Genomic DNA, 12,609 nt, shown 5'->3' with positions numbered 1-12,609 from the left:
CCGCGCCTCCATCGCTTGGCACCGCCATCAGGTCAAGGCAACGCACCCCTTGTCGAAGCGGGCAGGCCGACCCACCTAGTCGGGTAACACACCTGTTTGCGAAATTTGCAGCGCGGGGCTTGTGTTGCCAATATGCAACACTATCTTGCGACGGTAACCTTTGGAGGGGTTAGGCAATATGAATCTCGAAAAGTTCACCGATCGGGCCAAGGGCTTTCTGCAAGCGGCGCAGACGGTCGCGATCCGCATGAACCACCAGCGCATCACGCCGCTGCACATCCTGAAGGCGCTGCTGGAAGACAGCGAGGGCATGGCATCGGGCCTGATCCAGCGGGCCGGCGGCACGCCGGCACTGGCCGTGGGTGCAGTCGATGCCGGGCTTGCGAAGATCCCGGCGGTCACCGGCAGCGGGGCGCAGGCCACCCCGGGGCTTGATAATGATGCGGTGCGGGTGCTCGACCAGGCGGAGCAGATTGCCGACAAGGCGGGCGATTCCTACGTCACCGTAGAGCGCCTTCTGGTCGCGCTTGCCCTGTCCCAGACGGCCGCAGGCGAGGCTCTGAAGGCCGCCAGCATCACCCCGCAGGGACTGAACGCGGCAATCGAGGCGCTGCGCGGCGGCAAGCGGGCCGACAGCGCCAATGCCGAGGCCAATTACGACGCCATGGAGAAATTCGCCCGCGACCTGACCAAGGCTGCGCGCGACGGCAAGCTCGATCCCGTGATCGGCCGCGACGAGGAAATCCGCCGCACGATCCAGATCCTCGCCCGCCGCACCAAGAACAACCCCGCCCTGATCGGCGAGCCCGGCACCGGCAAGACCGCGATTGCCGAAGGCCTCGCGCTACGCATCGCCAATGGCGACGTGCCTGACAGCCTCAAGGGCCGCACGCTCATGTCGCTCGACATGGGCGCGCTGATCGCGGGCGCGAAGTATCGTGGCGAGTTCGAGGAGCGGCTGAAGTCCGTGCTCGACGAGGTCAAGGCAGCCGAAGGCCAGATCATCCTGTTCATCGACGAGATGCACACCCTGATCGGTGCGGGCGCATCGGAAGGCTCGATGGATGCCTCCAACCTGTTGAAGCCTGCCCTGTCGCGCGGGGAACTGCACTGCATCGGCGCGACCACGCTCGACGAATACCAGAAATACGTCGAAAAGGACCCCGCGCTCCAGCGGCGGTTCCAGCCGGTGTTCATTGCCGAACCGACGGTCGAGGACACGATCTCGATCCTGCGCGGGATCAAGGACAAGTACGAGCTCCACCACGGCGTGCGTATCACCGACGGCGCGATTGTCGCCGCGGCGAAGCTGTCGGACCGTTACATCCAGAACCGCTTCCTGCCCGACAAGGCCATCGACCTGATGGACGAAGCGGCGAGCCGCATCCGCATGGAGGTGGAGTCCAAACCCGAGGAGATCGAGGCGCTCGACCGGCGGATCATCCAGCTCAAGATCGAGGAACAGGCGCTCCAGAAAGAGACCGACCAGAATTCCAAGGATCGTCTGGTCGCCCTGCGCGAAGAACTGGCGAACCTTGAACAGCAGAGCGCGGAACTCACCACCCGCTGGCAGAACGAGCGCGACAAGATCGAGGCCGAAGGCAAGATCAAGGAAGCGCTCGATGCTGCACGGCTGGAGCTGGAGCAGGCCCAGCGCGAGGGCGACCTCGCCAAGGCGGGCGAGCTGTCCTACGGGCGTATCCCCGAACTCGAAAAACAACTCGCCGAAGCGCAGGGACAGGCTGCCAACGCCATGCTGCGCGAAGAGGTGACCGAAGAGGATATCGCCTCGGTCGTGAGCCGCTGGACCGGCGTGCCGGTGGACAAGATGATGGAGGGCGAGCGCGAGAAGCTGCTCGACATGGAGAATATCCTTGGCAAGCGGGTGATCGGCCAGAGCCAAGCGATCGAGGCGGTCTCCAAGGCCGTCCGTCGCGCGCGGGCGGGGCTGCAGGATCCGGGCCGTCCGCTCGGCTCCTTCCTGTTCCTCGGCCCCACGGGTGTCGGTAAGACCGAGCTGACCAAGGCGCTCGCCGGGTTCCTGTTCGACGATGACAGCGCGATGGTGCGCATCGACATGAGCGAATTCATGGAGAAGCACGCGGTTGCCCGCCTGATCGGGGCGCCTCCGGGCTATGTCGGTTATGAAGAGGGCGGGGTGCTGACCGAGGCCGTTCGTCGCCGCCCCTATCAGGTGGTGCTGTTCGACGAGGTCGAGAAGGCGCATTCGGATGTGTTCAACGTGCTGCTCCAGGTGCTGGATGATGGCCGCCTGACCGACGGGCAGGGCCGGGTGGTGGATTTCAGCAACACGCTGATCATCCTCACCTCGAACCTTGGCAGCCAGTATCTCGCCAACCTTCCCGATGGCGCCGATGTTGCGACCGTCGAGAAGGACGTGATGGATGTGGTGCGCGGGCATTTCCGGCCCGAGTTCCTGAACCGCCTGGACGAGATCATCCTGTTCCACCGACTGGGGCAGGAACACATGGCGCCGATCGTGCAGATCCAGGTGGGACGGGTGCAGAAGCTGCTCGCCGACCGCAAGATCACGCTGGACCTTTCCGATGCTGCACTGCGCTGGCTCGGGCGGGTGGGCTATGATCCGGTCTATGGCGCGCGCCCGCTCAAGCGTGCGGTGCAGCGCTATCTGCAGGATCCGCTTGCCGAGATGCTGCTTGAGGGCAAATTGCCCGGCGGAAGCACGCTCGCCATCGATGAGGGCGACGGAAAGCTGAGCATGACGATTCGCTGAGGCAGGCGAAAAGCGCGCTGCGAAGTGCCGGGCAATAAAGTTTCCGGAATTCGTTTGATCTGACAACGGGGGCGGTTTGTTGCGTGCAAACCGCCCTTTCTTTTCATATCTGCAAAGGCATGAAGTAACAAAATTGCCGAACGAACGCTGCGCTCCGGCTGAATGTGGGATTAACGCAACACCCCCCGGAAAACTTCGGCCCTGCGGCAGGGCGCTTTGACATCAAACTTTCGCTATTGCACAAAACGGTCACTGCGGGGACTGCGCGGGCAACCATCTGAACGTACGCCTGTCACATGGGGCAATTATGTGACCGGCGTGAAGGCTGTTCGTCATTCTCCGGTTGGGCAACTGGAGTGACCATGAAGAAATCACAGAGCAATTCGATCAAGGCGCTGGCCTTTTCCGCTTCGGCGATTGCGTTTGCAGTCGCCGGTCCCGTCTATGCGCAAGACGCCGAAGCGCCCGCGCAGGACGAAGAGGAAGAGCAGGTTGACGTCTCGACTGACGCCAAGGGCCGTACCCAGGGTGGCAACATCACGGTGACCGGTTCGCGTATCGTTCGCGACACCTACTCGTCGATTTCGCCGCTTCAGGTGCTGACCACCGAGAACCAGCAGGCGGTCGGCGCGTTCGACCCCGCGCAGATCCTTCAGCGTTCGGAAGCTGCTGCCGGTACCCAGATCGACGCCACCTTCCAGGGCTTCGTGCTCAACAACGGTCCGGGTTCGCAGACCATCAACCTGCGCGGCGTCGGCGCCAACCGTACGCTGGTGCTCGCCAACGGCCGCCGTCTTGCGCCTGCCGGTGTGGAAGGCGCGCCGACCAGCGTGTCGATCAACCTGATTCCGGCCACCATCGTCGACCGTTACGACATCCTGACCGACGGCGCCTCGTCGGTTTACGGTTCGGACGCGGTTGCGGGCGTGATCAACGTCATCCTTCGCAAGGACTTCGACGGTCTCGAACTGCAGGCCAATGGTGACATCAACCAGCAGGGCCAGGGCGAAGACTTCTCGGTCAGCGGTGCGTGGGGTTTCAACACCGACCGCGCCGTGTTCGGTATCGCTGCCGAATATCGGAAGCGTGAAGAGTGGAAGACCCGCGATCGCGACTTCCTGCGCGGCTGTACCACCAACCTTGAAGAAGACGCCGATGGCAACATCTATCGCCTCGGCATCTCGGACAACCAGCTGATCCGTTCGCGCACCAACAACCGCGTCGGTGCGTCGGAAAGCGAATGTATCGTTTCGGGCATCTCGGGCCGCGTGTTCGTGCCGAACATGCGCGCCGGTTCGATCTATTTCCCGGCCAACGGCAACATCCGGAACTTCCCGAATGATCCGATCACCGGTCGTCCGTTCAACTTCGGTGACAACGCCAACGCCTTCGGTGTCGACCTCGACGTCAACAACGACGGCATCAACGATGTCGACTTCCAGAACGTCAACATCAACGGCAGCGTCGAGGAACTGAACCGCACGATCGTTTCGGGTGAAGACCTGATCAACGTCTTTGCCTACGGGGAATACACCTTCCCGGGCGAAGCGAACATCACGCCCTTCTTCGAAGCGCAGTACACCCGTTCGGAAATCACCAACACCGGCGCGGGCAACCCGCAGCTGTTCCCGTTCGTTCCGGCGCAGAACATCTTCAACCCCTGTAACTTTGTCACCAACCCGAACGGCGTTGACTGCCGCTCGGTCGACAACGCGATCAACGGGCTGACCAATGGTGTTGCTCCGGCCCTTTCGACCGGTCAGCGCACTGCGGTGCAGCCGATCGTTTCGATCGTCGGTGACCGTAACAACTTCGAAGTTCTGCAGGAACAGTACCGCGGCGTGCTCGGTGTGCGCGGCGACCTGCCCTTCATCGGTTCGTCGTGGACCTTCGAAGTCGCGGGCAGCTATTCGCGTTCGGAAGGCAAGTCCTCGCGCCTCGGTATCCGTGAAGACCGTCTTGCGCTTGCTCTGGGTCTCGACCCGACGGGCGACTACAACGGCGACGGCGTGGTCGACAACGACCGTGACGGCATTGCCGACGATTACAACAACGGCCTTCAGGTCGGCGTCGGCAACCCGCTCTACATCGGTGAATGTAACGCGGCTGGCCTTCGCAACCCCGGTCTTGCTGCTCCCGACCTCGTCGCGGGCTGCGTCCCCGTCAACCTGTTCGCACCGAGCGTGCTGACCGGCGCCGTGGGCGATTTCGCCACCCAGGCCGAGCGTGACTACCTGTTCGGCAGCCGTGACTTCAACACGATCTACGAACAGAAGATGCTGTCGGCCTACGTCACCGGCGATCTGTTCGAGCTGCCGGCCGGTCCGGTCGGCATCGTGCTCGGCGGCGAATGGCGCGAGGACAAGATCGATTCGCAGCCCAGCTTCGTGGCTTCGAACGGTCTGTTCTGGGGCTTCTTCGCTGACGGCGGCGCCAATGGTTCGAAGTGGATCCGCGAACTCTTCGGCGAACTCGATCTTCCGCTGATGGCGGGCGAGACGCTGGTTGAAGAGCTGAACGTCAACATCTCGGGCCGTCTGACCGACGAAGAGTTCTACGGCACCAACGGCACCTTCGCCCTCAAGGGTGGCTGGCGTCCGGTGGCTCCGCTGCTGCTCAAGTTTAGCTACGGCACCTCGTTCCGTGCGCCGAACCTGCGCGAGAACTTCCTGCGGGCGCAGTCTGGCTTCGCCCAGATTGCCGACCCCTGCGCGGTTCCCACTGCGGCGTTCGTCAACTTCCAGTATGATCCTTCGCTTGACCAGCGTGAGCCGTTCATTCTTGCCAATTGCCGTCGTGAAGGCCGTGATCCGACCCGTGTCGGGATTGACGGTCAGAACCTCAACACGCAGCAGCTGGTGAGCGCGGAAGTCTCGACCGGTGGTTCGCTCGACATTCGTGCAGAAACCTCGCGTTCGATCACCACGGGCTTTGCGTTCGAGGAAGATTGGGCCAGCGGTTTCCGTTTCGCCTTCAACTTCAACTACTACGACATCAAGGTGAAGGGTGCGATCGTCGAAGCAACCGGGGCGTTCATCGTCAACGACTGCTATCTGCGTGAAGACACGGCCCGCAGCGAATTCTGCGACCGTATCATCGTCAACAACACCGATCGTCAGCTGATCCGCGGTGTGCGTGCAGGCTTCCTCAACCGCGACGTCGAAGCGGTGCGCGGGATCGACCTCAACACCACCTTCGGCTATCCGTTGCAGATCGGTCAGGAAACCATCGACCTGTCGCTGAATGTCGTGGCCAACAAGCTGCTGGAGCGTTCCAACATCCAGCGCACCGGCGTTGACACCTTCGTGACCACGGACTTCACCGACCGCTTCGGTTTCCCCGACTGGACGGGCCGTGCGACTTTCGGTGCGCGTTGGGACGATTTCCTGTTCACCTACCAGGTGCGTTACATCGACGCGATCGGGAACTCGGTGGACGGCGTGGGCTGGCGTGACCGTATCACCTTTGGTGATGCCTTCTCGCGCGGTCCGGTGGGCGGCGTGCCGGCCTTCTCGCCGACCTGCCTTGGTCGCGGTTCGGCCAACGGTGTGGTTGCCGGTGACGGCGTCTTCTGTCGCCCGGTCGGTACGGCTGACGAGTACTTCGAGCACACCGCTTCGGTGCGTTTCGACAGTGACAAGCTGCGTCTGATCCTCGGTGTCCGGAACATCTTCAACACCGCGCCGCCGCAGGTCTCGTCGCGCTCGGGCGTGCTGCAGATCTCGAACACCCCGATCGGGAACGGTTACGATCTGGAAGGCCGCGAGTTCTTCGGTCAGCTGCTGTATCGCTTCTGATTGACGAATGATCTGAATACCTGAAACAATGCGGCCTCCCGGCAAATGCCAGGAGGCCGCATTTTTCGTTTCACGATGGGCGGGCTGTTCGACAGGCGCTCATCATCAGCCCCCTCCTTTGTGAGACCCTGGAAAGCACGGATCATGAAACTGCTCAAAGCCTCGCTTACCGCCGCACTGATCGGCGCTTCCGCTATTGGCCTCGTGATGGCCGCGCCCGCGCCGACGCTGGCGCAATCCACGATCCCGGTCGACGTCTGGGCGCTGCGCGATGTCGTCGATCAGGTGCAGATTTCGCCCGATGGCAAGCACCTGCTGGTCCACAAGGTGGAAAGCCGCGAGGGTGATTACATCCTCGAAATCTACAGCACCTCCGACCTGTCGAAACCGCTGCGCCGTCTCAATGCCGATCCGATGGAGATCATCGCCGCGCAGTGGGTCAGCAATGATGTGATTTTTGGCACCGCATGGCAGGTCAACCGCGCCACGGTGAAGGGTCCGGAGCAGGACGTCCGCGATTACAAGACCTATTCCTACAGCCTTTCGGCCAACAAGTTCACCAGCGTCGACGGCAATTTCGGCATCGTCAACCTGCTGCCCGGCGATCCCGACACCGTGCTTGTCAGCACCGGAACCACGGTCGGGGACGGCACCGGGGTCGATCCGTTTGCAGCCTTCCGTCCGCGGTCCTACTACAAGTTCAACCTGAAGACCGGTGCGCGCGAGCTGGTGCTGCGCGGCGGGGGCAAGTTCCCGGTGGTCGATCGCTGGGACAACGAAGGCAATCCGCGCTTCACGCAGGTTCAGGACGTCGCAACGGGCATGGTGACGTCATATTATCGCCTGCCAGGTGACAGCCAGTGGAAGAAGTTTCAGGAATTCGATCTCAATGATCCCAAGAACCTCTACCGCATTCTTGGCGGGTTCCACGGGATTGCCGGGTTCGATCCGAACAACCCCAATATCGGCTATCTGATCGAAAATCCGAACGGTGAGGACAAGGCCGGGCTCTACGAGTTCGACTTCACCACCGGCCAGATCGGCAAGAAGCTGTTCCAGGCCGAAGACGCCGATGTGATGGGTATCCAGCTGCATTCGATCCCCGGCAACAACAAGCTGGTGGCGGCCCGCTATTCGGGCAAGACAATGGAGCGCCATTGGTTCGACGAGGAAGAAAAGGCGCTCTACGAGGCGTTGCAGCAGCAGATCCCCTATTCCTACCAGATCAGCATCACCAGCCGATCATTTGATGGCTCATCGATGATCGTGACCAACCGCGGCCCGCGTGATCCGGGTTCGTTCTGGCTGGTCAAGGATGGCAAGCTTGCCAAGCTGGGCAGCCGCAATCCGCTGCTCAATCCCGAGCAGCTCGCCGATGTCGAATACATCCGCTACAAGGCGCGTGATGGCCGGGTCATCCCGGCCTATGTCACGATCCCCAAGGGCAAGGGGCCGTTCCCGCTGATCGTCCTGCCCCACGGCGGGCCGCAGGTGAACGAAATCATCACCTTCGATGAATGGGGCCAACTGCTCGCCAACGCAGGCTACATGGTGCTTCAGCCGCAATACCGGATGTCGGTGGGCTGGGGGCAGGACCACTTCGACTCGGCCTATGGCGAACATGGCGGCAAGATGCAGGACGACAAGGACGACGGGGCGCTTTACCTCGTCGAACAGGGTCTCGTCGATCCGAACAGGATGGCGATGTTCGGTTGGTCCTATGGCGGTTATGCGGCGCTTGTCGCTGCCAGCCGTGATCCGCAAATCTACCAATGCGTCATCGCCGGCGCCGCTGTGGCCGATGCAGAAAAGCAGTATCTCGGCCGCCGCAACCCCGATCTCAAGGCGCTGGATGAATGGTCAAAGCGTCGCGGTACGATCGGCATCAACCCGATCAACGAAGTCGACAAGGTCAACATCCCGGTGCTGATGGTCCACGGCGAGGACGACCGCCGCGTGCTGTATTACCACTTCAAGGACTACAAGAAGAAGTTCGAAGCTGCGGGCAAGACAGGGGAGTTCGTCACGCTTGAAAACGCGGACCACTTCTACCCCACGCTGATGTATACGCATCAGCAGCAGTTCTATACCAAGATGCTCGATTACCTTGCCAATGATTGCGGTCCCGGCGGGCTATAGGCTCTGCCAGCGGTGCTGAAACGGAAAAGCCCGGCGCGCGATCGCCGGGCTTTTTCATTGGTCAAAGCCTTCAGGACACACGCCGTCCCTTCACGCCGATCTGCCCGTTGATGCGGATGAAGTAATAGCCGAGCGAGGCCTTCTTGAAGACCACCTTGTCGCCCGGCCTGATCGGCGCGATCTTGCGGGGCGGGTTGTTGATTTCCCACACCGCACCTTCGGCAGTGGTGAAGCGCCAGCTGGCCGGGCCCGTCTGGCGTCCTTCGGTGATGGTGGTCTCGAACAGGTCGGACAATTCCTGTTCGTCCTTTTCATCGCCCTTGAGGATGTCGATTTCGGGCATGGTGAGGCCGAACAGCTGGCGTTTGGTCTTGCGCACTTCGGCCCGGTCAACCAGCCGCACATCGCCTGCCTCGAACGCGCCGAGCAACGCACCGACCTTGGCATCATAGCAGCGCACCCGCTCGATTTCCCCGGCCAAGGCGCGGCAGGCCTTGAGATCGGCGATGTGGGTTGCCGAGGGTGTCGGAGTGGACTGTGCCAGCGCCGCCAGTCCGCCTGCCGCTCCAAGGCCGAGCGCCATCGTGGTGAGGGTGATGCGCTGCCTTTTCCAGCTGCCTGTCTTGACTGCCTTGTCCATTGTAGTTTTCATCTCCCGTCCCTCTCGCGCCATGCCGCTTGCCCCTCCTTTAAGTGGAACGCGCAAGGTGTGAAAGCCTGTGGCGCAACAGGTGTCACCATAATGCAACAAGGCGCTTGCAACCGCTCGTCGCTTCCACAGGCCGGATTGCCGCAGTCGGGGGAGATAACGTAACGCGCTTCTCATGGCCGCGCTGCGGATCGCCGCGCGCCCACTACAAGGGGAACCGCATATGCAACGCTTTAACAAGGCTTCGCTGCTGGCGGGCACCATCATGGCCGGTGCCATGATCGCCACGCCCGCTTACGCACAGGACGAGGCGGCTGACGTTTCGACCAACGCACAGGCGAACGAAACCAACGCCATTCTCGTGACCGGTTCGCGTATTCAGCGCACCGACCTCAACTCGACCAGCCCGGTCGCAGTTGTCTCGCCCGAAGAATTCCGTCTGACCGGTGCGGTCAACGTCGAGCAGGTGCTCAACACCCTGCCGCAGGTGCTTCCCGGCGTTACCGGCTTCTCGAACAACCCCGGCAACGGCGCGGTTACGCTGAACCTGCGTAACCTCGGCGCGACCCGCACCCTGGTGCTGGTCAACGGCCGCCGCTGGATGTTCTACGATACCAACCAGATCGTCGACCTCAACACCATCCCGCAGTTCCTGCTGGGCGGCGTCGAAGTCGTGACCGGCGGTGCTTCGGCCGTTTACGGTTCGGATGCGGTTGCCGGCGTCGTCAACTTCAAGCTGCGCGACATCGAGGGCCTCGAACTGGGCGGCAGCTACTCGGTCACCGATCGTGGCGATGCGGCCCGCTACCAGGTGAACGCAGCCATCGGCTCGGCGTTCGACGATGGTCGCGGCGCTGTGACCATGTTCGCCAACTACACCCGCCGCGATCCGCTGTTCCAGGACGCCCGCGTGTTCGCCGAGCGTGCAGCCGGTGACGGTTGTATCAATGCCGGCACCACCGGCCGCGGTGGCATCGGTACGCCATTCTCCGGGCCGGGAGGCATTTCGCCGAACGCAAACCTTGGCACTGCGGCCAACCCCAACTTCGTGCTTTGCGGAACTGGCGCGCGTTCAGGCGGCCAGCTCGGCTTCGTTCCCCAGGGTTCGGCCACCACGCCGACCGGCACCTTCGTGGCTGGTCCGACGGGTGCGCAGTCCACCTATATCTTCAACGATACCGGTGGCGGCTCGCGTCTGTTCCAGGATCCGCAGGATCTCTATAACTTCGCGCCCGACAACTACCTGCAACTGCCGCAGGAACGTTACCTGATCGGTGCCTACGGCCACTATGAGTTTACCGACGGCATCGAAGCCTATTCGGAACTCTCGTTCGTCCGTAACGACGTTGACCAGGAACTGGCCCCGACCCCGGCCGGCGTGAACGCGCCGCTGTTCGTGAACAGCCCGTTCTTCAACGACCAGACCCGCGCTCTGCTGCTGCAGAACCCGGCGAACGCGACGCTCGGTGCCGATTACCGCAACACGCAGGTCAACTTCCGCTTCAACGACATCGGCAGCCGTAACTCGTCGTTCGCACGTGAGGCGTTCCGCATCCTCGGCGGTGTTCGCGGCGGGATCACCGACAACATCAACTTCGATGCGTATTACTCGTACTCGCGCACGACCAACACCAACATCCAGCGTGGCAACATCTCGCGCAGCCGTTTCATCAACGCGCTGACCACCGAGTTCGTGCCGGGCAGCACCACCGAACAGCGTTGTCGTGACGCTGCCGCGCGGGCTGCGGGCTGTGTGCCGCTCAACGTGTTCGGGACGGGCCTCGCCAGCCAGGGTGCGTTGAACTACCTGTCGATCAACGCCACCAACATCACCGAATCCGAACTGACCAACGCGGTGGCTTCGGTCAGCGGCACGCTGTTCAACCTCGGCACGGGTGCGGATGATGTCGGCTTCGCGGCCGGTGTCGAATACCGCAAGATGAACTCGAACTTCATCCCTGACACTTTCCTCGCTTCGGGCGACGTGCTCGGCTTCAACGCCGGTCAGCCGACCAGCGGCGGATATGACGTCAAGGAAGTGTTCGGCGAAGTCCGCGTTCCGATCATCGAGGAAGGCTTCATCCACGCGCTCGAACTCAACGGCGCGTTCCGTTATTCGGATTACTCGCTTGATCGCGTCGGCGGCAACTGGACCTACAACTTCGGCGGCGAATTCGCTCCGGTCGAAGGTCTGCGTTTCCGTGGCCAGTACTCGCGGGCGGTGCGTGCACCGAACGTGCAGGACCTGTTCGGCGGTGCATCGACAGGCTTCCCGGCGGCGACCGATCCCTGCTCGGATCGTGGTCCGGCAGCGGAACGCACCCAGGCGCTGCGTGATTTCTGTATCGCTTCGGGCGTGCCGGCTGCTGCCGTGTTCACCCGCGGGGTCCAGCCCAACGCGCAGATCCAGTCGGACTTCGGCGGCAACCCGAACGTGGCGGAAGAAACTTCCGACACCTACACCGTCGGTGTTGTGTTCCAGCCGAGCTTCGTGCCCGGCCTGAACGTCACGGTCGATTACTTCAACATCACCGTCGAAGACACCATCAACACCCGTCTGGGCGGTCTCGCCACCGCGCTGTCGCTGTGCTTCAACACCGTGCAGAACCTGCAGGATCCCACCTGTTCGGCTTTCGTCGGTCGTCGTAACACCGGCACCGGCGCGCTGGGTCTGAACTCGGGCGGGCAGAACCCCATTCTGGTGCAGGACAACGTCGGCAAGCTGGAAACCTCCGGTATCGACTTCCAGGTCGATTACAGCATGCCGCTGTTCAAGGGTGAGCTCGGCCTGTTCTTCCTCGCCACCTATCTCGACAAGTTCCGCAACACCCCGGTGGCCCTGCTGCCGCTGCGCGAGAACATTGTCGAAGGCACCTACGGGCTGCCGGAATACCGCCACAACATGCGTGTTACCTACACGCAGGGTCCGGCGCTGTTCTCGGTCCGCTGGCGTCATGAAGGCCCGACGGAAGACTTCCGCGTGCAGAACACCTTCAGCGGTAACGATCGCGTTGAAAACAACACTCTGCCGCTGCGTTCGATCGGCGCCTGGAACTATATCGATCTGGCAGCCAGCTTCGATATCGACGAGCGCATGACGATCAACGCGGGCGTCAACAACCTGTTCGACAAGCAGCCCCCGGTTCTGGGTGCGCAGGCCGAACAGGCGAATACCCTGCCGAGCTTCTTCGACGTCCTCGGCCGCGACTTCTTCGTGGGTGTGAACTTCCGCTTCTGATCCTGATCAGAGCTGAAAATCAGGAAGGGGC

The 12,609-nt window shown here is 62.2% G+C and carries 5 protein-coding genes; 4 read left to right on the top strand and 1 reads right to left on the bottom strand.

The genetic code is table 11. The annotated features are described in order from the left end of the window. Positions 1-178: 178 nt before the first annotated feature. The 3 genes from clpB (at position 179) to ACU0AG_RS01230 (ending at position 8,691) form a co-directional block, all read left to right on the top strand. Positions 179-2,755, top strand: a complete 2,577-nt coding sequence (clpB, locus tag ACU0AG_RS01240) for an ATP-dependent chaperone ClpB (protein WP_482780436.1) — start codon at positions 179-181, stop codon at positions 2,753-2,755. 362 nt (positions 2,756-3,117) lie between these two features. Beyond that, positions 3,118-6,552, top strand: a complete 3,435-nt coding sequence (locus tag ACU0AG_RS01235) for a TonB-dependent receptor domain-containing protein (protein WP_482780435.1) — start codon at positions 3,118-3,120, stop codon at positions 6,550-6,552. Positions 6,553-6,696: 144 nt separating this feature from the next. Further along, a complete protein-coding gene (locus ACU0AG_RS01230) occupies positions 6,697-8,691 on the top strand; it encodes an alpha/beta hydrolase family protein (protein WP_482780434.1) in 1,995 nt (664 codons plus the stop codon). A 70-nt stretch (positions 8,692-8,761) separates the two neighbouring features. Here the strand turns inward: ACU0AG_RS01230 and ACU0AG_RS01225 are convergent, their stop codons facing one another. Then, complete coding sequence (locus ACU0AG_RS01225; RefSeq protein ID WP_482780433.1) at positions 8,762-9,331, bottom strand: hypothetical protein; 570 nt, start codon at positions 9,329-9,331, stop codon at positions 8,762-8,764. Positions 9,332-9,563: 232 nt separating this feature from the next. Here ACU0AG_RS01225 and ACU0AG_RS01220 point away from each other — a divergent pair, with 232 nt between their 5' ends. Beyond that, entirely contained in the window at positions 9,564-12,578 is a 3,015-nt protein-coding gene (locus ACU0AG_RS01220; protein ID WP_482780432.1) for a TonB-dependent receptor domain-containing protein, read from the top strand. Positions 12,579-12,609 lie beyond the last annotated feature (31 nt).

The organism is Erythrobacter sp. RANMB8 (assembly GCF_056848235.1).
The sequence above is the reverse complement of the archived record's forward strand: the minus strand, read 5'-3'. Positions and strand labels throughout refer to the sequence as shown.

Bases quoted from the DNA above. Each gene is read 5' to 3' on its own strand.
- clpB (WP_482780436.1), top strand. From the start codon at position 179: ATGAATCTCGAAAAGTTCACCGATCGGGCCAAGGGCTTTCTGCAAGCG.
- ACU0AG_RS01235 (WP_482780435.1), top strand. From the start codon at position 3,118: ATGAAGAAATCACAGAGCAATTCGATCAAGGCGCTGGCCTTTTCCGCT.
- ACU0AG_RS01230 (WP_482780434.1), top strand. From the start codon at position 6,697: ATGAAACTGCTCAAAGCCTCGCTTACCGCCGCACTGATCGGCGCTTCC.
- ACU0AG_RS01225 (WP_482780433.1), bottom strand. From the start codon at position 9,331: ATGGACAAGGCAGTCAAGACAGGCAGCTGGAAAAGGCAGCGCATCACC.
- ACU0AG_RS01220 (WP_482780432.1), top strand. From the start codon at position 9,564: ATGCAACGCTTTAACAAGGCTTCGCTGCTGGCGGGCACCATCATGGCC.